Source organism: Streptomyces shinuiensis, assembly GCF_043660855.1.
In the GTDB taxonomy this organism is placed as follows: domain Bacteria; phylum Actinomycetota; class Actinomycetes; order Streptomycetales; family Streptomycetaceae; genus Streptomyces.
Genome location: NZ_JBIHML010000002.1, coordinates 70,657 through 95,997 on the forward strand (window position 1 = coordinate 70,657; position 25,341 = coordinate 95,997).

At 71.5% G+C, this 25,341-nt stretch carries 2 protein-coding genes (1 of these 2 only partly in view); both read left to right on the forward strand.

The annotated features are described in order from the left end of the window. A complete protein-coding gene (locus tag ACGRHY_RS27190) occupies positions 1–483 on the forward strand; it encodes an amidase (RefSeq protein ID WP_394638291.1) in 483 nt (160 codons plus the stop codon). Next, positions 484–25,341: the 5' portion of a helicase-like domain-containing protein gene (locus tag ACGRHY_RS27195; protein WP_394638292.1), read on the forward strand. The gene runs 6,255 nt beyond the window's last position; only the first 24,858 of its 31,113 coding nucleotides appear in the window; the start codon lies at positions 484–486; its stop codon lies off the right edge, out of view.

The window sequence follows — 25,341 nt, forward strand, 5'->3', positions numbered from 1 at the left end:
GTGAATCAGTACGGGCGGCGAGCGCAGCAGCATTGGCAGGAGTTCCGGCCCGGGCGCATCGCGGAGATCGATGACCCCGAGGCGTTCTTCACTGAGCTGGGCATCGATGTCCAGGACGAGGTGCGGAGCCGTTGGGCCGCGGAGCGTGTGACTGCGCCTGCGGTGGCGGGGGAGTCCTATCTCGAGCGTGCCGGCCGTCTGCAGCAACTGCGGCACGAGGCTGAGGCTCAGGTACTGCGCGAGCTCGTGCTCCTCCCGGCCGAAGACGACGTCGACCTGGCCGACGATCCGCACCTCAGCGAGGCCGAGGTGGCCGAGGAGCAGTGGCGTGAGCAGCATCTACACGACCTGCTGGCCGGGCGCAGTAGGCCGGGGGACTTCAGCGCTTCGGAGCGTGAACGGCTGCGGGCTGGTGCTCCGGCCCGGCTGCTGGAGCTGACCGGTCTCTCGGATGAGGCTCTTGGCCGTCAGGGGCTGCTGTAAATGGCGGGCCAGGAGGGGGCGTTCCGCCCCGAGGACCAGAACGATCTTGCTCCGGCCGCGCCGATGGCCCGGCTGGAGGCGAACCTCGCCGCGCTGCGCGTGCTGCGGCTCATCCAGGGCGAGAACCGGGAGGCGACCGACGAGGAGCGCCGGGTCCTGGCCCGGTGGTCGTCGTGGGGTGCCCTGCCGAACCTGTTCGCCCCCTCGCGGGAGCGGACGAAGAGTCACCGGGAGAAGTACGAGGCGGCGCAGGCGGAGCTGCGGGACCTGCTGAGCGAGACGGAGTACCAGGCCGCCCGGCGGACCACGCTGAACGCGCACTACACGGACGCGGCGTTCGTGAAGGTGATCTGGCGGGCCTTGCAAGCACTCGGGTTCAAGGGCGGCCGGGTGCTGGAGCCGGGCTCCGGGGTGGGCACGTTCATCGGGATGGCTCCTGAGGGGGCCGAGATGACCGGTGTCGAGCTCGACCCGGTGACTGCGGCGATCAGTCAGGCCCTGTATCCGCAGGCCCGGATCCTGAACGAGGGCTTTGAGAAGTCGAGGGTCAGGACCGGCGAGTACGACGCCGCGATCGGAAACGTGCCGTTCCATTCCGCACGGCTGACGGACCCCCGTCACAATCCCGGCAATTTTCCGATGCATGATCATTTCATCATCAAGGCCCTGGAGGGTGTGCGGGTCGGGGGAGTGGCCGCGTTCATCACCTCCACCGGCACGCTCGACAAGTCCTCCAAGGCCGCCCGCGCCGAGATGGGCGAGCTCGCCGACCTGGTATGCGCGATCCGGCTGCCCAACGGCGCCCATGCCGCAGCCGCCGGCACCGACGTGGCCACCGACCTCTTGGTGTTCCGCCGCAAGGCGCCCTCCCACAAGAAACAAGGCGCCGTCTTCGCGAAGACCGAGGAGGTGAAGACCGAAGACGACAAGCGGATGGACGTCAACGAGTACTACCAGGCCCATCCGCGCAACGTCCTGGGAACCCTGATCCCCGGCCGGGCCCGCGGCGGCAAGCACCGCCCAGAGGTCCGCGCCCGCGGCGGCGACACCGCTGCCGCCCTGAACAGGGCGCTGGAGCGGGAGATCGCGGCCGCCGTTGAGGCTGGCCTCGTCATGACCGAGAACCCCGCACGGCGCGAGGAAGAGATCCAGGGGCCCGGCGCGCAGGAGCTGTTCGGGGAGAACGCGGAGCGGTTCGACGGGCGGATCATCGAGCTCGACGACGGGAGCTTCTGGTCGGCGCGACTGGAGGACAGCGAGCCGCACCCCTGCCCCAAGACCCAGCGCGACGAGCTCAGGGCGCTGCTGCTGATACGCGACGCGGTCTCCGAGCTCCTGGACGCCGAGACCTCCCCGGATGCCGATGACGCCTGGTTGACCTTCCTGCGCTCGACCCTGAACGCGCACTACGACGCGTATGTCGAGAAGTACGGGGCGGTCAGCCGGTTCACCCGGCAGGAGCGCACCCGCAAGCTCACCTGGGACGACGTGCCCGAGGAGCTGTCCGAGCAGCTGATGGACGCGGCCCTGGAGGTGACGGGCCGGCTCGGCTCGAAGCAGCAGGCCGCCATCGACAATCTCGGCGACGGCGTGATGACCGAAGCCGACCTTCAGGTCCTGCTCGGCTGGGATGCCACCAAGGCCCCGGCCGCGCTGCGCGAGGCGCTGGCCGAGGTGCAAGCGGTGCGCGACGAGATGCGCGACACCGGGAAGCTGAAGGTCTGGGCGCGGGTCCCGCCGCCGCAGGGCGGCTTCGCCGATGACCCGCACGCGCCGCTCGTCTACGCGCTCGAGGACTACGACGAGGAAACCGGCACCGCCCGCAAGTCCGAGATCTTCACCCAGCGCGTCTCCGCCCCGCGCACCCTGCCCGAGAGGGCGGAGACGCCCGAAGAGGCCGCCGCGATCAGCCTCGACCTGCACGGCACGATCCGCCTCGACGTCATCGCCCGGCTGCTGGAGCTGGACAGTGAGCAGGCGGCGCGGGACGCGCTGTTCGGGGTGGTGTTCGAGGAGCCCCACACCGGGCGGCTGGTGCCGGCCGCCGAGTACCTGTCGGGCAACGTCCGACTCAAGCTCGCCCAGGCCCAGGACGCCGCGGCTGTCGATCAGCGGTTCGTCGCGAACGTCGCTGCGCTCACTGAGGTGCAGCCCAAGGACGTGCCGCCCGGGGAGATCCGCGTCAAGCTCGGCGCGCCCTGGGTGGACGCCTCCTACGTGCAGGAGTTCCTGCGCGGCCTGCTGCGCGACGAGTCGATCAAGGTGGAGCGGGCCGCCGGTTCCACGTGGACGGTCGACTGCAACACCGAGCAGAACGTGATGACGACCGCGGTCTGGGGCACCCAGGAGATGAACGCGGTCCAGATCGTCCGTGCCCTGCTCAACCAGCGGCCCATCCGGATCGTCCCCTCCTTCCCCGAGGAGGCCACCGCCGCGGAGAAGGCCCGGCTCCGGGCCGAGGCGATGACCGCGACGACCATCGCCAACAAGTACGCGGAGCGCATCAACGAGGAGTTCCGCAACTGGCTGTGGAAGGACGAGGAGCGCGCCGAGCACCTCGCCAACCTCTACAACACCCGCTTCAACAGCTTCGTCCTGCGCAACTACGACGACGCGCCCAAGCTGTCCTTCCCGGGCCTGTCCACCGCGTTCGACCCGCGCCCCCACCAGCAGGCCGCGGTCTCCCGGATCCTCAACGAGCCGTCCGCGCTGCTGGCCCACGAGGTCGGCGCCGGCAAGACGCTCGAGATGTCCATGGGCGCCATGGAACTGCGCCGCCTCGGCCTGGCCCGAAAGCCCGCGATCGTGGTGCCCAACCACATGGCCGAGCAGTGGACCAGGGAGTTCCTGCAGGCCTACCCCGGTGCGAAGGTGCTGACCGCCTCCACCAAGGATCTGTCCACCCGCCGCAAGCGCAAGCGGTTCGCGGCCAAGGCCGCCACCGGCGACTGGGACGCGATCATCATGACGTACGGCGTCATGAAGGCGATCCCGCTCTCCGCGGCCGAGCACGAGAACTACATCGCCAACCAGCTCGCCGAGTTCGACCGAGACCTGGAGCGGCGTCGCGCCAAGCTCATCGCCGAGGGCGAGGACCCCAACAACGACGACACCGTCAAGGAGGTTGAGGGCAAGAAGCTGGTCCGCGAACAGGCCCTGCGCGCCCGGATGCGCTCGATCCGTGAGGGCGGCCTGAGCTGGGAGCAGCTCGGCATCGACTACCTGTTCGTCGACGAGATCCACAACTTCAAAAATCTGTACAACCCGTCCAACAACGCCGGGCTGAGCATTGCCGGGTCGATCCGCGCGACCGACCTGCACATGAAGCTCGAGTACATGCGGGCCAAGTACGGCGCCCGTGTGATCACCGGAGCCTCCGCGACGCCGGTGGTCAACTCCATCGCCGAGGCGTACGTGTGGATGAAGCTGCTGCGCCCCGACATCCTGGCCGCCGAGGGCCTGGACAACTTCGACGACTGGGTCGCCAACCACGCCGAGATCGACACCAAGATCGAGATCGCCCCCGAGGGCGGGCTGCAGACCAAGAGCCGCTTCGCGCGCTTCACCAACATGCCGGAGCTGCTGACGGCCTGGTGGGTGCCCACCGACGTCAAGACCGCCGAAGACCTCGGCCTCCCGGTTCCCGACGTGTTCGGCGGCGGCCCGCAGATCATTACGTGCCCGCCCACCAGCGTCAACGCCGAGATAGCCGAGACGGCCAAGAGCCGGGCCCGCGCGATTCGCTCACGCTCGGTGGACCCCAGCGAAGACAACATGCTCAAGCTGGCGTCCTGGATGCGGCAGGCAGCCCTCGACCCGCGTCTGATCGGCTACGCCCTCGAAGAGGGTGAACAGACGAAGATCTCGAAGGCCGCCGACAAGATCGCCGAGCTGTACTTCAAGCACAAGGACGACGTCTACCAGGGCCCCAAGGACGAGGCGCCCGACGAACTGCCCGGCAGCCTGCAGCTGGTCTTCGCCGACCTGGGCACCCCCTCCAAGGACGCCCTCAAGCAGGGCAAGTGGACCGTCTACGACGGCCTGTTCATGGAGCTTGCGGCCCGCGGCGTGCCCACCGACGGCATCCGCTTCATGCAGGAAGCCAAGAGCGACCGCGAGAAGGCAGCCCTCTTCCGCGACGCCCGCAACGGCAAGATCAGCGTGCTCATCGGCAGCACGGAAACCATGGGAACCGGGACAAATGTGCAGCGGCGTGCGATCGCCGTGCACCACCTGGACTGCCCCTGGCGTCCCGTCGACCTGCACCAGCGCACCGGCCGCGTCGTACGCCAGAAGAACCTGAACTACCACCTGGGCCGCGAGGTCCACGTCTACAACTACGTCACCGAGAACTCCTTCGACGCCTACGTGTGGCAGCTCGTCCTGGGCAAGGCCAAGTTCATCCAGCAGCTCATGAGCGGCAAGCTCACCGACCGCACCATCGACGACATCGCGATGGACCTCAACGAGTACATGGTCGAAGCCGTCGCCATGGGCGCCGGCGACCCGCGGCTGCAGGAAGTCGGAACCCTCCAGAACGAGATCCTCGGCATGGAGGCCGAGAAGCACGCCCACAACGCCGCCCAGTACGGGCTGCGGCACACCATCGACTCCGAGACCCTGCGCGCCGAGCAGCTCGAGGCCAGCATCTCCTGGCTCACCACCATCCTCGGCGACGCCACCACGCCCGGCACCCGCCGCTCCACCCGCGACACCGACTTCTCCATGACCGTTGTGGAGCGCACCGGCACCAAGCGCACCTACACCAAGCGCAAGGACGCCGCGCGCGCCCTGCACTTCCGGCTCATCGGCGCCCTCGACGAACTGCGCGGCCAGCGCAACCACCCGCCGCTGGAGATTGCCGAACTCGGCGGCGTGCCCATCTTCGCCCGCCGGGACTTCCTCGACCTCCACCTCGACTTCGGCGCCGGCAAGCCCGTGTCCGTCGACCACAAGAAGCTCACCACCGAACCCGCCTCCGTCTCCGGCACGATCCAGTCTCTCGAACACCGCCTCGCCCACCTCGAAGACGACCTCGCCACCGCCCAGAAGCAGCACGCCCATGCCCTGGCCGAGGTTGCCAACGCGCAGCAGTACCTCGGCACCGTCTACCACGACGACGACAACCTCATCGAGGCCAAGGCGAAGCTCGCCTCCCTGATGGCCGAGCTGGAAACCGAAGCCCCTGCCCAGAGCAGCGGCCCCGCCGGCGCCGTGCCCAGCTACGCGGGTGGCGTCGAGGACGGGGCGGCCATGGTCCGCTCCGGCGGGGGAGGAGGAGGCGGACGCTCCAGCCGCCGCTCCAGCGGCAGCGGCGGCTCCGGTGCATCCGCCGACGGCCCCACCGGAGCCGATGAGGAGCAGGAGGACTTCCCCCACTACACCGACCGGCTCGGCACCCTGATCGCCGAGCGGCTGATGGCCGAAGCCCTGCGCGCGGTCATCGAATCCCACCCCGACGCCGTCAACAGCCCCGGCGCCCGCAAGCTCACCAAGGCCGTCACCCAGCTGCACGAGGAGAGCCTCAGCCTGCGGGCCAAGCGTCTGGCGGGCGAGGTGCTGGCACCCGCCGCCGCGATCGTGCCGCCCGACCTGTGGCGCACCGCCATCGAGGACGCCACCAAGACGCTCGGTAAGAACAACCCCATGGCCACCGACCTCAAGCGGCTCGGCCGCCTGGCCACCCTGCACGAACAGCGCTGGACCGCCACCCTCGCCACCCCCTCGGCTCTGGCCCAGTGGGAGGACTCCGACGAACCCCGCACCGACCAGTCCGGCGCCGAGGACGGCCGCGAGTACGTCCGCCTCGACGACCTCGGCCTGTCCGCCAAGTACACGGTCGGCACCGAAACCCTCGCCGCCCACACCCTGCTGCGCCGCCTCATGCAGGACAGCCCAGCCCTGCACACCATCAGCAGCGAAGGCCGCCACCTCACCGCCCGCCGCCGCGACGGATCACGCCTCGAAGCCGTCTCCAACGACGCCCGCCTCACCGGCCTGGCCCGCCGCGCCGCACCCTCTGTCACCGAAACCCCCGAAGCCGCCCAGACCTCCGCGACCGAGAACCCGGCCGACAGCCCCGCGCAAACACCCACCACGACCAGCACTCCGACCGCAGCCCCGTCAACGGCCACCGGCAAGCCCGCACCCACCCCGCCTGCCACCGGCGTGCCGGCTGCGCCGCCGCCCGCCGCCGAGCCCTCACCCGCAACCGCGCCCGTCTTCGCCACCCAGCGGGAATGGAACCAGTCCTTCGCCGAGGTGGAAGCCGCCGAAATCGAGCTCAACCGCGCCGCTGGCCAGACCTGGGATCGCGAGAACATCCCCCGGGCCTTCAGCCAGCTGCGCCACGACCTGTTCCAGGCGGTCGCCGCACACGAGGACCGCGACGGCCACGACACCGAGACCGCCCTGACCAACTCCCTCAACCAGGCCGAGCGGCTCCTGCGCTCCCTCAAGGGCCGCGACCGCACCACCATGCAAGGGCCCCTGAGCCACTTCACCCGCCTCGCCCGCACCTTCCTCGACCGGCACCGCGCCACCCTGGCCCAGCACGCCGACGAGAACGACCTGGCCCGCACCATCGAGGCCCAGGAGCGCGCCCAGTTCGAAGAGTCCATCGCCACCTGGAGCCAGAACAACCAGCCCCTCATCCAGGCCATCCGCGACGGCGACGAAGACGCCGTGCGCACCCTCGCCGCGGCTGACCCCACCGCCAACACCGCATCCCAGCCCCCCGCCCCCTCCCCTGCGGAGGAGCGCGTGGACGAGCCCGCGCAGGACACTGGCAAGAACGATGGCCCCAGCACCCAGGAGCGCTGGATTCTCGGGGAAGACCGCCCCGCACCGTACGCCACGGACAACGAGCACGACTCCGCCGCCCGAGCACGCGAGGACCTGCACGCACTGCACGACCAGTGGCAGGAAGACTACGCACAGGAACTCCCGGCCGAACCCGGCGAGGAACTCGCAGCGGCCATCGCGGAATTCACCGACTCCTGGAACCAGGCGCAGCAGACTCCAGCCGCGGACTGGGGCCTGCAGCTCCAGGCGTACACCCGGGTTCAGATAGCCGCCGAAACGCTGGCCGGGCAACTGCACGGCGCGCCCACAGACCGCCGCGCCACCGCCGACCGGGCCATCGGCCGGCTGCGCCACCTCGCGCGCACCGCCGCCCTCCACGTCGACCGCCTCGCCCACACCCCGCCGTCCGCGCCCGACGAAACGTGGCTGCGCGAGACGGCCCGTCGCTTCGAGACGCCCTACGCGGACGCGGCCGAGGTCCAGCAGGCCCTCGACGCCCTGGCCGAGGCCGCCGCGCAGCCCACCACGCCCAACGGATTCGAGCGCACCGAGGCGCAGAGCACTCTGCTGAAGGCCCAGGTGGCCGCCGCACGCGTCCCGGGCGGCGCGACAGCGCACCTGCACGCCCTCTACGGCCTCGCCCGTGCCACCGGGACCACGGATCTGACCCGCGCCACCGGCAAACTCCCCACCCACCTGGGGCGCCTGGCCCGGACGGTGCTCACCGATCCCGATCTGGCCGACACCCTCCTCGCCCCCGGGCCACGCCCGCTTGAAGTTGCCGCCCGCGACCTCACCCCGGCAGCGCCCTATACGGACACCGACGGCCGCTACGACTACGAGGAACTGGAGAGCTACTACGGGCCGCGTGGCGGCACCGCCGTGCGCAGCATCCACAACCAGCTCAGGCCGACCAAGTCGGCCACCGAACGGCGCCTGTCCCACCTCCTGGAGGACCTTGCCCGCCGCCCCCTGACCGCGCCCAACGGCCACATCGACCCGGCCTGGCCCCACCTGCTCGACGAAGCCGCCCACCTAGCCCGCCGCGTGATCCGGGAACACGAAGACGAGGGCTACCGCCACTCCCGCAGCGGCGACTTCCGCGACTTCGCGGCCACCGCGACCCAGCGGGCCCGCAGGCTGTACGCCACCCTCATCGAGACCGACGGCCGACTCGACGACGAGCTGGAGGCCCTCACCCAGCAGGCACTCGCCGACTCCGAGCTGCTCGCCTCGACGCACATCCCCGCCCACCCGCTCACCAGTCACGCCCCCGTGCCGTTCGCCCCGGCCCTGGTGGACTGGCTGGGCGCACGCGCCGAGCAGATGAGCCCGGCCCTGCGGCACACCCTGCATGCCGATATCACCCCGCGCGGCTTCACCGGCGCCTTCGCCCGCCTGGCGGCCACCGTCGCCCAGCACGCCACCGGAACCCAGCCCGCCACCGGCGCAGGCCGTCTCCCGCTGCCGCCACAGTGGCAGCAGCACGCCGAGCTCATCGGCCGGCTCCTAGACGCCGCCGCCCGCGACCCGCACACCGTCGGCCTCACCGTCAGCAACGACCCCCTCGACAGTCTCCGTGTCGGCCTGGTCCGCGACTGGATCCAGGAGCAGGTCGTGGACGAGCTCGACGGTGCGGACGGTGCACGCAAGACCGCCCTGATGCGGGCGTTCTTCGGCGACGACGCGTACCTCGACCTGCTCGCTGTCCACGTCACCGCGCAGACCGCGCAGAGCGCCCGGCTCGCCCAGCAGCCCGGGGACGACACCCTGTACGCGGTGCAGCGCGGCCATGAGGTGTTCGTGTGCCGCGGCGCCGAGCTGCACGACCGTCTCGGCACCGACTCTGGCCAGCGGATCTCCTGGCAGGGCGACGGTCCATGGACCCTGTGGTCGCACGACGGCGGCCGATCCGGCACCCTCCAGGCAGTACCCGCGCAGGAGGACGCCGCCCGGTTCATCTCGATGGCCAAGGGCCTGACCACCAGCGACGCCCGGGCCCTGCTGTCCAACCAGCCTGACAGCTGGCCCGGCCTGTCCGGCCCCGACATCGACATCGACACCGATATCTTCCGGGCCCTCATCGAATACGCCGCCACCCCGCGGCCGGACACCGACCCGTTCAACGCGTACGTCGAGGACCTCGCCACCGCGCGGCCGGGCGCCGCCGTGCAGGAGTGGGACACCGCCCTCCTCGTGCGCGCCGAGCAGGCGGGGGAGTGGGCCCTGGAAGTCCTCCACCCCGCTCCCTTCCCGCCGGGACCGGAGGCCGTCCAGGCCGCCGACCAGCTCCTGTCCGACGTCGGGCAGTGGCTGGCCGAGCACCGCGCGCTGATCGAAGACGTCACGCCATGGCACGCCCAGGCCACCGAGGACGCCCTGGCTGCCGCCGCGAGCCTGCCCGAACCGGGCCAGAACGGCGGGCCGGCCGAGCACTGGCGGGCCATGTCTGAGGTGCATCAGCACCTGCTGCTCTTGCGTGCGGAACTGACCGACAAGGGCGAAGCCCGCCCGCTGCACCAGGCCCTGACCCAGCTCACCATCCTGCTGCGGCACAGCGACAACTACCTGGACCGCGCCGCCGCCCGCGGCATGCCCGAGCTGAGCCGCGCCTCCCTGCGCCGGGCCAGCGGCAAGAACGCGTACACGAGCCCCGAGCAGGCGGTCGCGGCCCTGGCCGGCCTGCAGGCCGCCTGGCGCGAGTGGGCCGAGGAGGTCGGCCCGCTCGGCCAGCTCCCCTCGGCGGAGCGGCACTCCGTCATTGCGCTGTCCGCCCTGCTGGAGACGCCCCGGCCCGGCGCCACTCCGGCCAGCTGGGCCGCCCTCCTCGACCAGGTCATCGACATCACCCGCCTGCGCGCCGGCGATATCTCCGACCGCATGCTCGGCTGGCAGGCGCTGGACAGCGTGGCCACGGACATGCGGCGGCAGTGGACCGCCACCGTCGCCCACGCTCCCGACCTCGCCGCGGCCACCGCACGTCAGAGCGGCATCCTGCAGTTGACGCGGCCCGACCTGGGCCCCGCCAAACCCCCCACCAGCCAGGAAGACTTCGCCGCCTTCCACAACTACCTCATCCGGCTTGCGCAGCGGGTGACGGAATCCGGCGTGCTCACCCCCGACGCCTCGGCCGCCGAGCGGACCCTGCTCCGCCTGCTGGAGCACCTTGCCGGCGAGCACGGCGACCTGACCGCGGGCGTCTCCCCGGTCCTGCCCGCCCTGTGCCACCAGATCAGCGAATTCACCAAGCAGGTGTGGCACGAGCAGTCCGACGAGGGCCAGTTCGGCCACGGCGACCTGCTGATGAACCTGGACAGCACCGCAGGCCGGCACGCGAGGGTCGCCCAGAGCCTCGTCGACGAAGCCGACCCGCACCTGAAGCGCGAAATTGAAGCCCTCACCGCGCAGGCCCGCGCCGACCACCAGCTGCTGTCGATCATCCACCACCACGCCTCATCGACGGCCGAGGTGCCCCAGGCACCCGCCCTGTGGGCGTGGCTGGAACAGCGCGAGCAGGACATGTCGCCCCGCCTGCGCCGCGCCCTGTACAGCGACATCGGACCCATGGGCGACTTCGTCGGCCTGTTCGGCACCATGTGGCACACCCTGCGTGAAGCCGCTCCCGCCGACGCGGCAGCACAGTTGAGCCCGCTGCCCGCCGCCGGCACCGACCTTCCGCAGCGGTGGCAACCGTGGGCCGAGCAGGTGGCCGAGCTCGCGGACGCGGCCAGCAGCGACATCGACCTGCGTCTGCGCCTGACCGGCAGCCTGGGCGACGACGCGGACGACCTGATCAGCCGCTTCACCGAGGCACACCTCGCCTCGCTCCAGGACCACCTTCCGGCCGGGCTGCTGAGGCTGTACTTCGGCGCCGATGACGCGCCCACCACCGCCGCCGACCTCCTGCACGCCTATCTGGTCCGCGAGGTCACCGCGCGCCTGAACGCCGCGACCGCAGCCCCCGGCGCTCCCCTCCCGGCGGCTGCGCTGGCTGCCTGGCACCTTGCAGACCCGCAGGGCATGGGGGAGGGCGAGGACCCTTACCCCGACCAGGCCGCCGCCCGTACCGGCGCCCTGCACCTCATCGCCGCCCTGGGCGAGTTCAGCCGGACCTGGAGCGGTCACCAGTACGTCAGCGAGAAGGCCGTCAAGGACGTCGCCGACCAGGCGGCCATCGCGCTGTGGCAGGACGCGACCGCCGAACAGATCGGTACCCACCCCAAGGCCGCGCGCTGGTGTCGCACGCTCGTCGACCTCGCCCACGCCTTCCAGACACGCCTGGACGACGACGGCATCCCCGAGCCCAGCATCAGCAACCTGGCGGCGGCCGCCTACGAGCACGCCGCCCGCATGCACCTCACCACCGAAACCCTGGCCGCCACGGGGGAGGAGACCTGGCCCAACGGCGCCGAGGACGGCGAGCAGCAGCACGCCCGCGTCCTCGCCCAGACCATCGCCGCCCACCTTCCCGCCTCGCACCTCATGCGCGCCGCCGGCTCCGCCACCTGGGACGACACCGTCACCTACACCGCGGCCGAGTTGTACGCGCTCGCCCGGCGCACCGGCGCCCAGCTCCCGGTCTGGGACAACGGAGTCCTCACCGTCGCCGGGAGCGAGGACGGGCCGCACCTGTTCACTCCGGTGGGCGAGACGGCCGACGACACCATGCGCCTGGCCCTGCGCCGCCCCATCGACGCCCCCCTGGAGGAGCGCGCCAGCACCTTCGAGGCCACCCTCGCCGAGCCGATCACTACCGGAGCCGAACTCGACGAGGCCGGCGCCGCGCTGTACGCGCTGCACAAGGACGCGGTGCGTCACCTGCGCACCGTCCTTGACGACAACGAGACGATCACCGCGTTCGAGCAGGCCCTGCCCTTCATCGGCGGCGCGAGCCCCTGGCACGCACAGGCCGCCCAGGCAACCGAATTGGCGACGCTCACCGCGCAGACGCTGCACGCCGTCGAAGAGGTCATCGGGAGGCACAGCGGGCGCCACACGGCACAGCCTGCCCACCACGCCGTGCGCCTCGTCCAGCAGGCCGCGGAACAGCTTGCCGAACACCTGGTGCCCGACCGCACCAACGCCACCGGAGAGACCTACCCGGTTCAGGAGCTGCAGCAGGACCGGGACCGCATCACCGCGCTCGCCTACCTCCTTGACCACCTGCCCTTCGACGACGACATGCCGGCCGAGGCGGGCCACGACCTTGCGTCAGCACTGCGCCTGTGTGACGGGCACCGTGACGTCGGCGGACTCGCCGGAGAGATGCACCGCCACCAGAAGGTCGCGGACGCCGCCAAGACCGTGCTCAACAACAGTGGACCCCAGCGCGGCTTCTTCGCGCTCGCGCTGCACAACCTGGCGCGCCACCACGTCGACCGGATCGCCAGCCATCTGCTTACCCTGCCCGCCGACGCAGTTTCCGCCCGCCCCGCACCCACCCCCGACGGCCCGGCCGCCCAGAGCGTGCCCGTGCCGCCGGGCGCCCAGCCCTACGCCGATGCCGCCCACGGGCTCGCCGCCCAGGACAACCTCCTGGAACTGGTGCGCGCCGCCGTCCTCGAAGGCCAGCGGCCCCTCACCCACGGACCCGCGCCCATCGTGCTCGCCCGCCTCACGCAGGCCCGCGAGCACGGCATCGTCTACAGCGGCCACCAGGCCCTGGCCGCGTTCGCCGAACAGGCCCGCGAGCAGGCGCACCTGCACCGACTCGACAAGACCGGTGATGGGAGCGTGCTCGAGGCCGCGGCCCAGGCCGCCGAAGCGCACGCCGGAGCCGTGGCCGCCACCGAGCGGGACGCCGATCCCCGCCTGCGCCTGGCCCTGCTCGAACTGCGCCGCCGGGCCGAGAACGATGCCGCGCTCGTCGCCCACGCCGAGCCCGGTGCCGAGCCCGGGGCCGCCCGGCAGGCCGCGGCCGACTGGCTGTCCGGCACCGCGTGGCAGCACGAGTTGCCCGCCGAGCAGATCACCCTGCTCAACGACCTCATCGCCCGTAGCGGGGCAGACGTCCTGGGGGAGGGGCCGCTCGCCGCCTGGTGGCAGACGCTGAAGGCCAGCCGCCCGGCCACCGTCACTGCGGCACTGGAAGCCGAGTTCCCCGGCGGCACGGTGCGCCGGTCGATCACCGCGTTCCGTAACCGGCGCGCTCCGCTGCTGGACCAGATCGAACAGGTCCTTGCCCTGGACGCGGTCCGCGAAAGGCTCGCCAGCCCGCACACCGACGACCTCGGCGCGGCGGCACTGCGCCGCCCGGCGCGCATCCTCGCCCGTGACGAGAACCTCAACGATCGCGAGAGCGCCTACCGGGCCACCCTCGACGTAGCCCGGGCCGCCCGCTACCTCGCCGAACGCGCCGCTCACCACGAGCTCCCGACCGCCGACCAGGAGGTCATCGCCGCCCTGGCGGCGTCCGCACAGGAGCTGGCAGCCGACTGGATCGCCTCCGCCGACGAGCCGCGGATCTTCCCCGACGGCGCGCAGGCCCCGCTGTGCCCGCCGTCGGCGGCCACCGCCCCCACCGGCACCGTCACCGCGGCCGAGCGCGCCATCGCCCAGGTTCTGGACGACAGTGGACTGGTGCCCGCCGCATGGGGCGGCGGCGGATACACCCTGGTTCCGCATCTGGACGGCACCGTCGCCATCACCATGACGATGATGCCGTTCGAGGCACCCAATGTGCGCGATGCCCGCATCGGGAGCCTGCACGACCTGGGCTGGCAGCCCGTCACCGTCGTCGAGGACAACCCGCGCAGCGCCCACCGCGGCGAGGCCCGCCACGTCACCGTCACCCCGCCCCGAGGCCTGGACGCCGAACGCCACCAGCTCGCCACCGAAGTCCACGCGGTCCTGGACGCCCACCGCCGGCGCACCGACCCCACCGAGACCTTCCAGGTGCGCACTGCCACCGAGCGGGACTTTCCCGGCGCCGGTGCCGCCACGGCCGTCATCGCGACCGGACGCATCACCCTCGACTCCGACCTCCAGCGCGCCGGGTACACCACCGAACGCCTCGGCGCGCGCGGCGTGGTGGTGCGCTGGCCACAGGGCGCGGTGCCCATCGGACCGAACAGCCCCGCCCACAACACCCGGCCCGCCACGGTGCGCCTCACCGCCGTCAAGGCCGCCCTGCGACCGCTGCGCGCGCAGCTCACCACCCTGCTGTCCGCCGTTCCGGACCGGCATCCCGACCTCGACGACCTCGCCGGCCTGGACGCAGAGCTGGCCGCGCTCGACCAGGACTTCCCCCTGGCCAGCAACCCGCCCGGCGTCCTGGACCAGTCGGCCCGCAGCCACACCCTGCAGCGCACCCCCGCCTACCGCCTGCTCGACCTCCTGAAGCGCGAGGGCGCACGCCGCAACGAGGACCTCGAGCGTGCTCTGGTCGAGGCACACGGGCAGGGCGCCGACCGTTTCGTCCGCGGCCTCGCCTCCACGCTGCAACGCCTGCTGGACGCGTACGCCAGCGGCCGGGACGACGTGGCCCGTACCCGGCTCGCCAACCCCCACCCCACGTGGGCAGAGGAACAGCGCACCCCCGACCACGCACCTACCCCGGCCGCCCAGCCGACGGCCGGCCCCGCGCCGTCCAGCGATACGGCGCGCGCCGAGCACGACACAGTCCCCGAGGACGACCAGCAAAGGGCCCTTTCTCCGGCCGCGGGCGCCCCTGCTCCCCGCGAAGCCGGGGAGACGGTGCGTCCCTACTCAAGCGCGAGGGAATGGCGCGACCACCTCGCCGAAGTGCCCGTGTCGCCGCTGCATTGGGACGCGGACCACGACCTGGCCGAGGCCTTCCGAGCGGCCGACCCGGTCGCACACGCACTGCTGTTCACCACCGGGCTGAACGACCTCGCCCTGCATCCGGGCGAGGTACCGGCCCCGCCTGAGGTCACCGTCCCCTACGCGTTCCAGCTCGCCGACGCCGCCGACACGCTCGATGCGTTCCTCACAGACCAGGGCGCATCCGACCACGTCCGGCGACAGGCCAGGGCATGGGCGGCCGTGATGCGACAGAGTGCACAACGACTGCAGCAGACCGCAGCGGACGGCCACTGGAAGCACCTGTCCGCCTCCCTGCCCCAGGGAGTCCCGCCCGGTGCCCGGGAACGCAACGCCCGCCGTACGCAGCGCGCCACACGCTCACACGAGTTCACCGCAGATCCCTGGCGCCTGTATGCCCCCGCGAGTGGCACCGACGCCGGGCCCTGGGAGGGCCACGACGTCACGCACACCGCGAGGTCACTGATCGCGGCCGGGGCCCTGGCCTACACCGACACCGACGGCACGGTCGTCGTCGACATCCCGGCCCACCCGGGCGCGGTACGCACGCACCGCCTGATCTTCACCCCCCTGGATCCTCAGGCAACCCTGGACCACCTGGCGACGCTGCCGCGGTTCGCCGCCAGCGCCGACGGCGCCCGCTTCGAACTCCTCGACGACCTCCTCGACCACCTTCGCTCCGACAGCCCGGAGCTGGCCGAACCCGGCCAGAGCACCCTCGCCCCCAACCGGGCCGCACACCTGAGGGCGATCGCCGACTCCGGCAGCCTGGCCCTGACCCCCAGCGGGAACCTCGCCGTCTACGAGCACCCCGACGACCGGCAGTGGCACGTGGCACTGCCCGGTCCGATGGCCGACCTTCCCGGGGCCCCGGCCCTGGCCGACAAGCGCACCGCCCTGCGGTTCGCCGCCCGCGTCGAAGCGGTCCTGGCCGGCCCCTCCGAGACCGCCTTCCCATTCACCTCCCCCCTGGCCGGACACGTCGCCCGCCTGTGGCGCACCGGCTCCGGTGACACCGTCGAGGAGGTGGTGCACGCAACAGCGGTCGAAGACGGGCATCTGCCGGCCGACACAGAGCACGACGGTGAAGCCCGGCGCACCCGGCAGGACACCGAACTCGCCGCGGGCTACAACACGATCGCCACCATCCGGGACCTCGCCCCCGGCGACCGGATCAGCTTCCGCCACCAGGTCACCGCGACCGACGTGGCCGACAGCCGCCTGCTTGGCGCGACGGCGCCCGCCGTGGGGGAGTGGGTGACTGTGCGGGGCACCGTCACCACAGCCCCGAACCTGCGCGAACGCACCGACGAGCATGGCCAGCCCATCGACCTGCACAGGGTCATCAGCCTGGACGACGCCACCTGGATCGACCACCAAGGACGCAGCGGACCCGCGTCCTGGCTCCATGGACCGGCGGCCCGGCACCAACTGCGGCGCCACGCCCGCATGCCTCATCTCCTGCAGGAACGAGCCACTGAGTTCCTCAACCGACTGCCCAACAGCCCGGCGCCGGACGGCGACGCCGATCGCCGCCTGTTCAAGAAGGTGCAGCCCAGCGCCCCCTGGCGCCTGGCTCAGGACGCCCTGACCCGGCTGGCGCAGGGCGTCAGCTACAGCGGCGATCCCTTCCAGGACCTGCACCTGATCAGTGACCTGCTCCGCGACTTCGACAAGCGTCTGGGGACCGCTTCCGGTTCCTACGCCCAGACACGGCAGCACGCGCGGCAGCTGGCGGACGACATCACCGCGGCCGCCGACCTGTACCCGCCCGGCGAGAGGGCTGCTCGGGGACGCGGCCGCCACGGCTGGGACCTTGTCTACCCCTGGGAGCTGCAGCCCGGTGACGAGGTCTGGGCGGATGGCTTTGAGAGCTCCACCTCGCAGCGCACCAGCAACGTCCACGGCCGCGTCACCGCACCAGGCAGCTTCACCGCCGCCGGCGACAGGCTGAGTGTCTTCCCCAGCCGGTACGGCAAGGGACGCAACTACACGCTCGCGCACACCATGAGCCGCCCGTTCAGTCAAGTGCTCGTGCCGCTGACCGGGCTGGTCGAGCGGGCGCCGCGTCTCCTGCGGCTGCCAACGTCGCCCGACCGAGCGCACCAGCCCGACAACAACAACCTTCCCGCCGTGGCCCCAGCACCTGCGATGCAGCCGCAGACAGCACTGGCCGCTCAGGCGCAGTCCGGTGCCAGCCCTGCGGGCGAAGCACCCTCCGGTCCCGCCGCCGGGCCCGGCGAGGGCCAACGCAGCGGCCACGACCAGCGGGCAGCCGAGCCGCTCTCCGGGGGCGGCGCCGGCCCCGGTACTCCGCCGCCCCCCGCACCTGGCGGCAACGACGAGGCCGACCAGCCCGCCGACCAGCCGGGGGGCAAGCAGCCGCAGGCCACGGCCTTCACCCACTTCAAGGAGATCAGCGCACCACGCCGCGCTCTCAACGACGCCATCCGGGCAGTGGCCCGCACTTCCCACTTCAAGCAACAGGCCACTCAGCCAGGTCCCGAGACGGCGCTGCGCGAGGCCCTGGATACCTTCCGTCGGGTCTCCCTGCGTGACCCCCACGACTTCCACGCGGCCGTCGAAGCTGTCCACGCGGCCGTCATCGCCGTGCAGAGCGCATGGTCGGGTACGACGGTGCCCGACGATGCGGCACAGGCTCTGGCCGAGCTGGTGCAAGCAGCCGACTCCTTCACCGCCATGTGGCGGGTTACCGCCACCACGGACGCCTGGGAGTCCCTGTTCGACAACGCGCCGCGCCCCGCCGGTGCGCAGGCACAGCAGGCACCCGCTTCCGCGACCACAGGTCCGGAGGCCGACAGTCCTGCCGCACCGGCGGGTCTCGAGATCGCCGACTGGGCTGTGCCCGGCATCTCCCTCGCCCAGCAGCACGCCGTCATCCGAACCATGATCGACGCCTACGGAGTGCTCGCCGTCGGCGAGCCGGGATCAGGACTCGCGGCATTCGTGCGGCGGATGGACGACCCCGCCCAGTGGCACGCCTGGCGCGAGGAGCTGGTCGGCTCCGGCCGCGGCATCTGGCTCGGAGGACCCAACCTCCCCGAGGACCTGCGCGCCGTGGGCCGGCTCGACCCCGCCCCCGACGGCATCCTGATCACCACCGAAGGAAGCCGCACCTGGCCGACGGTCCGCATGGTGATGCGCTGGGAGGAACTGTCCGCCTGGATTCAGATGGGGCTGAGCGACGAGGCGCGCCGCGAACTCCTCGACGCCGACGAGGAGTATGTCACCGCCCTCGCCGTCACCCCGGACAGCAGGGCCGACCGGACCCGTCTTCGCAACGCTGAAGCGACGGTCTGGGACGCTGTGCGAGCCTCCGGCGCCCCGACCTCCCAGGCCCTTGCCGCGTCCTGGAACCGCTACCTGGCCCCCGCCGCGTCACCGGAAGCGGACTCGCTGTTCGACCTGGAGCCCACCTCCCCCCAGGACGGCCCCTACACCAGCCTCGAAGACTTTACCCGCGCCACCACGGACATGATCACCGCGGCTTGGGCAGTGGCCGCTCATCCGCTGTGGCCGGCCGCCGACCCGCGCACCTCCCAGCTGCGCGAGGCGATGGCAGCCGTGCGGGCCTTGAGTCCCAGCACGCCCTCTGAAGTCGTCCGACCGATCCTGATGCTGGCCCGCGCCACCCAGAACCCCGCCCTTCGGGAAGCCCTCCCGGCAGAGCTGGATCCCGTCTTCACCGCGCTCGCCGACCAAGCCCGGCGGCACGCCGACAGGACGGCCGCCACCGCATGGAGCGAAGCGTGGCGGCAGGTGTTCCCCACCGCGATGGAACCCTGGTACGAGGATCCGTTCCTCATGCCGCGCCTGGGCTACTCCGACCCGCGCCGACGCCCCCTCGCGACTCTCCCCACGGAGGAGCTCGGCGACTACGAGGCTTTCGGCAACCAGACATACGAGCAGATCACCCACCCCGGCCACCCCGACCGGCTGTGCTACCGCGTCCCGGGCACCGACGACTACACCGTCGTCCAGGAAGCCATCTGGAGCGGCCCCGCCTACACCCTGCGCACGCCCGACGACACGATCGTGGCCACCCTCGTCAAGGAGGGCTCGGGCTGGCACACCGTGATGGGACAGCACCTGCCCGGACACACCGACCAGCCGCTGACCATCCTGCCCCCGCAGCCGTATGGGTCGGGCAACTTCCACCACGCGGTCCTCAACGCCCTGCGCGTCTGGGCCGAGGAGAGCGGCCAGCCGCTGCCCGGCCACACCACCTACCCCGACGCGATGCGCGTGTCCTGGGCCTTCGCCGAACTCGAACCCGTTGCCGCCGCACTACGCACCGCCGCCCGTCATACCTGGCCGCTCACCTACACCCAGCAGCCCACGCTGACCCGCGTCCTGGACGCCCTCGACCAGGTGCAGGCGCACGACCGGATCCAGTTCGACGACAGCCAGATCCGCACCAAGGCCGAGGCCATCGAGCGTCTCGCCCCCGCCGTGGCCGCGCTGCGCACCCAGCTCGAGAACGATCAGCAGCACTCCAGCGACCTGTACGGGCTGGTGCGGGTGCTGTCCGGACACGTCCACGAGATGCCCGAACGGCTGCGCACCTTCGTCGACAGCCGAACCATCCCCGCACCCGAACCTGCACCAGATGCCGCGCCGATGCCCGAGACGGCGGCCCCGGCACCGGAGGCCTCGATGACCACTGCCCCTGCACCCGGTGACGACATACCGATAACGGAGGGTGGGGTCTGGGAGCCCGGTTACCCGGTCCCCGCCACCGTCGAGGAGCTGTGGAAGACCGCCCAGGCCCGCGGGTGGAGCATGACGCGCGAAACCATCCCCGGCAGCTACAGCACCGACCGGTTCAAAGTCGTCCTGGAGGCCCGCACCGTTGTCGGGCACTGGAAGTTCGGCCTGGAATGGGGGCTGCGAAAGGGCCGCTACGCCGCCGACAAGGAGCGGTCCTGGGCCTGGTGGCCCGATAGGCGCACCGGACCACGCGGTGGCGAAGTACACCCGACCGTGGCCGATGCCCTCAACGCCATGCGCCGCTACGAAGCCGTCCCCGCCCTGGCCGAACAAGACTCGCCCGAACCTGCCGAACAGGCCGCTGCGCAAGCTACGGATCAGGTCGCCACGTCGTCCGCCGACCCGAGCAGCGCCGCTGCATCGGACGTCACGCCGGCCCCGACGGCCGACAGCCGCTACGCCACCCAGGAAATCGAGGGGATGCCCGGCTACTGGTGGCGCGAGGAGCCTCCGCAAGCCACCGACCGCTACACAACCGAGCGTGTCACCGTCGGCTTCGGAGATGAAACGATCGGTGAGGTACACGGGCCCGGGTGGCAGGGCAGAACCGGCTGGACGATCCCCGACGACACCGAGCCGGTGCACGGCGGGCAGACGTCGGCGGAATGCGCGAAGCTGCTCGCCACACGCCACCAGGCTCAGCAGCAGGCCGCACCCGTGGCTGCGGCTCCTGCCGCCGTGTCTGGCGGGCAAACGGACGAAAGCCCCGGCATCCCGTTCGACGCGCAGGAAATCACCGGCATGCCCGGCTACTGGTGGCGGCTGGAGCCGCCACGCGAGGGCGCCCGCGACGACGTCGAGCACATCACCGTGGGCTACGGCAGCGAGCAGATCGGCCACGGGCACGGCCCCAACGGTTGGGACGGCAAGACCAAGTGGACGGTCGCGGTCGGCACGGACTACATGCCCGGGGAGCGCACTCCCTTCGCGAGCGCCAAGAAGATCGCCGAACGCCATCAGGCCCTGCAGGAAGCCGCTCAGCTCACCGGTCCCCGGCCCGCGGAAACCGTGTGGATCCGCCACGACCGCGAGCACGGCGGGGAGAACCGTACGTGGGTGTTCGGAGTCGCCGACACCGACAAGGACGCCCTGGCCGCCCTGGAGGCGGAGGACTTCATCCGCAAGCCCAGTGCAGGCGCATGGGTGCAGAACCCGCGCATCCGGCCCGAGACCCGGGCCTACAAGACGGGCCTGTTCGTCCGGCGCATGCTCAAGCACAGCCGCTCCATCGCCGTCCACTACCACCGCGACGGCGCGCCCGCCGACACCACCCTGCCCGAACTCGACGTCACCCGGCGCAGCGAACTCGACGCGCTCACCGAGGAGGAGCGCAGGGACTGGAGCCCGATCGAGTTCCAGGCAGGAGACCAGGTCCTCCTCAAGGGATCGCACAGCTGGTGGCACACCGTCACCGACGTCCAGCCCGGACAACTCACCGTCGAGCTGGAGAGCGCCGACTACGGCGACGTCCTGGCCCGCCGCCGCGGCCAGGACCTGCTCACCGCCGCCGACCCGGTCGGTGAGATCACCACCGCCCGCCCCGGCACCCGCAACCTGCGGGACAAGTCCCCCGAGGTCCTTGAGGTCGAAGAGGCCCGCCTGGAGCTGCCGTTGGCCGACACCGCGCACGCTCCCTTCGTCGAAGCCCGCCGCGCCCAGATCACCACCGAACGGGAACGGGTCTCGGGCAACCTCGCGGCCACGGAGAAGCGGCGTGCCCGCCTCCAGGCGGTCCTCGGCAACCCCAAGGCACTCAAGGAGCACGGCGGGAAGCTGCTGGCCAACGAGTGGGGCGAGCCGCTCGGCGCCGTCGTCAAGAAGGAGTCCCTGGAGAACATGCCGCGCCTGCGGGGCGACAAGTTCTGGTTCATCGACCTGGACGGCAACCCCCTCATCCCCCTGGAGCGCAAGGGAGACGCCGAGGGCGACGCGATCCGCCGCGAGGACCGTCTGAGCGCCAAGGCACCAGCCGGATGGCGGCGCACCAACTGGTCTCAGGTCGAGCCCGGCACCGTCATCCGCCTGCCCGAGTCACCGGAGAAGGGCCTGTCACCGGAGAACTGGTCCCAGCCACTCACCCTGACCGGCATGCACCGCGGAGCCGACGGCTCCCTCACCGTCGAAGGCACCCGCGACGGGCACCTCGTCCGCCACGAGCTCAACCGGGTCCACGCCCTGCCGGGCCCGCTACGGGAGGCGGTCGGACAGTGGGAGGTGCGCCCGGAAACCGTCGTCGCCCGTGCCGCCCGCCCAGCGCTGATCGAGGCCCTGCGGCACACCCACACCAACATTGTGCTCCCCGGCAGCAGCCTTGAGCTCACCGACGCACTGGACGCCGTCCGCAACGCACTGGCCGCGATCTACGCACGTCCCAGTCCGATCTCCGCCCTGCGTCAGCAGATCGCGGGCGCCCGGGACGCTGCCGCCCGCCTGGCGGCCGACGCCGAGCGGACCGGGTGGCCCGAGGTGGCGCAGCGCGCCCAGGCAGCCCACGCGGTGGCCCAGCAGTGGGCCGACGCCTTCGAGGACGTCGAGACCACCGCCCAGCAACTGCAGGGGATCAGCATCTCCCCGGCACCGGAGGCGGAGCCCGCCCCGGAGCCTGCAGCAGCGGCACCCTCCGCCGCCCCGCCGTCCAGCGAGCAGACGCCGGCCAGCGGGTCCTGGACGCAGATGCGCCCCGAGGACTTCGACAGCGCCCCGGCATCTGCCGCACAGGACAGCGGGGCAGTGCCGGAAGGCCAGCTGAACCTCGACCCCTCCGACGCCGACCTCCCGCGCGAGGACAACCAGCCCGAGAACGAGGCGGCCGCACCGGCCGACGGCGCCTCCGAGACAACCGCACAGGAGCCAGCGCAGCCGGACAAGGCGGCCCCCCGCATCGACCCGGCCCAGGACCAGCCGGACGACAGGCCGGTGTCGATCTACGATGCCATGCGGCTCGGCGGCCAGGAGGTGACCCGTGCTCTGCTCGCACGCGTCACCGTTGGCGAATTTGCGGCCGACGGCCAGTTCCTGCGTGCCCCGGTGCTGCTGGACGGTGAGGCCATCGGCTCCGTCGTCACCCGACCCGACGGCGGATACGCCGCCACCACCATCGAGAACTGGACGACGCGGCATCCGTTCGAGACCGTGTCGGGCGCCGTCGCCCAGGTTGTCCAGTCCTACGACGAGTGGGTCGCCACCGGCCAGGAGCGCCAGGACCGCGCCCGCGAACTCGGCCTTGACCAGGCGCCCGCTGTAGCGGAGGGCGAACTGCCCGAGGACGCCGTCCCCGTGCCCGGCTACCCGGGATACCACCAGGTCAGCGCCTACCCTGGCACCGTGGTATACGGGCCGAGCGATCGGAAGATCGGCTCGGTCGAGAACCGTACCTACAACCAGGGCAAGCACAAGACCCTGTACGGCGACGACAGCCCCATCAAGGGCCACGACACCATCGAGCGTTCCGTCCGGCACCTGGTGGAGGTGCACGCCGAACTCAACGACGTGCCCAACGACCAGACGTGGCTGAACGTGTGGATCGAGCACCACCCCGACCACACCCACGTGTGGGGGGCCTCAAACCAGTACCGCGAGCTCATCTTCGCGCTCGAGGTCGCCGGCGGCCCGCGCGGCTTCAACCGGCGCAAATTGGACGGGGCGCACCGTCAGCACGGCATGTACTGGCACGCAATGCCGAAGAACCTGACGTACGAGACCCGCACCGAGAAGGTCAACGCGTTGCGGGCGATGCTGTCGGCTCGCGGCCGCGAGATACCCGTCTTCGAGAGCCTTGAGGCCAAGCAGGAAGCCGAAGCCGCCAACAGGGCACAGACGGCTGCCCCGGCCCCCGCGGCACTTGGACACGCGGCCGACGTCAGTGAAGAGGACGGTGCGGCACCGGCGGCACAGAGGGAGCGCCCCACCCCGATGCGCGGGCCCTCTGGCCAGATGTCCCAGGGCGAGGCTGCGCACGGCATGGCGATCGAGGCGATGGACATCGATGACCTCGACGAGACCCTCGATGCGCTCAGGGACGCCACCGATCCGCTGTCGCTGGCCTACCGGCTGCGCGCGGAGCGGCGCCGCTGGGCTCTGCTGCGCCAGGAGGCCGAAGACTGGGTACCGCAACCGCAGTACGACGCCCAGGGCAACCTGGTCGAGCCGTCCCGCGGGCAGATCCTGCGTGAGCGGGCCGACGGCTACCGGCTCAACCCCAACGAGGCCCAGGGCGCCGTCACCAGCGTGGACGACCTGCCGCCCGCGAAGCCCGGCGGGTACAGCGATGCCCGGTGGGCGGAGATCGTCGCGGCCGCCGCGGCGGCGGAGGAATTCCCGCCCACTGCTGAGCAGGACATCATCATCGAGGCCGCGGCCCGGCGCGGCCTGGACCTGCGGGTGATGGCGCTGGCCGGCACCGGCAAGTCCACCACCTTGAAGATGTTGTCGCGGCGCATGCCCGGCAAGCGCCTCCTGTACCTCGCCTTCAACCGGTCGGTTGCCGACGAGGCGATCGAGGCGCAGCAGCGCGGCGAGTACAGCGACAACCTCACCCCCACCACCGCGAACGCCTACGCCAACAGCATGGTCGACGAGGCCCTGCTGACCCGGCTGAACTGGCCGAAGCTCAACGAGCAGCAGATCGCCGACCGGATGCGCTGGCGCTCCCGGATCCCGGCCGGAGGCGATTCGCTGACCCCGCAGCGTGCCGCGTACCTGGCCAACCGGCTGCTGTCGGAATGGGTGAAGTCCGCAGACGACGACTTCGCCGTCCACCACCTGCCGGACGGCATCTCGCACAACCGGAATGCGATCTTCGCCGCGATCCGCCCCCTCGCGCAGGAGATGTGGGACAACCTCACCGATCCGAAGGCCACCAACAAGGACCGCGACCTCCCGCTGTCCTTCGATCACACCGTCAAGATGTGGGCGCTCTCCGGCCGGGTCCCCGACACCGACGTGCTGATGTGGGATGAAGCACAGGACGTCAACCCGGTCATGGAGTCGATCGTGGCCAACGTCCGCGAAGCCGGCATCCAGGTCGTGGCGGTCGGCGACAGCAACCAGGCCATCTACGGCTTCCGCGGAGCGACCGACGCCCTGGGGCGGCTGCCCGCAGACGCGACCGCCACGCTCACCCAGACCTTCCGGTTCGGCGATGCCGTCGCCGACATCGGCAACCGCTTCCTACGCCTGGGCGGCACCCGCATGCGGCTGGCGGGCTGGGACCGCAAGTCCTCCCGCCTTAAAGAGATCGACCCGGGTGACGAGACGATGCTCATCGCCCGCACCAACGCGGGCGTGGTCCTCGGCGCCGTCGAAGGCCTGCGCGCGGGCCGCAAGGTCGCGGTGTCCGGGGGACTGGCTGACCTGCGTAAGTTCCTGGAAGCCGCGGAAGCGCTGCGCGAGGGTGAGCGCACCAGCCATCAGGAACTGGCCCGCTTCAACGGCATGGCCTGGGACGAAATCCTGGAGACCGCCGAGAGCGAGCCCGAACTC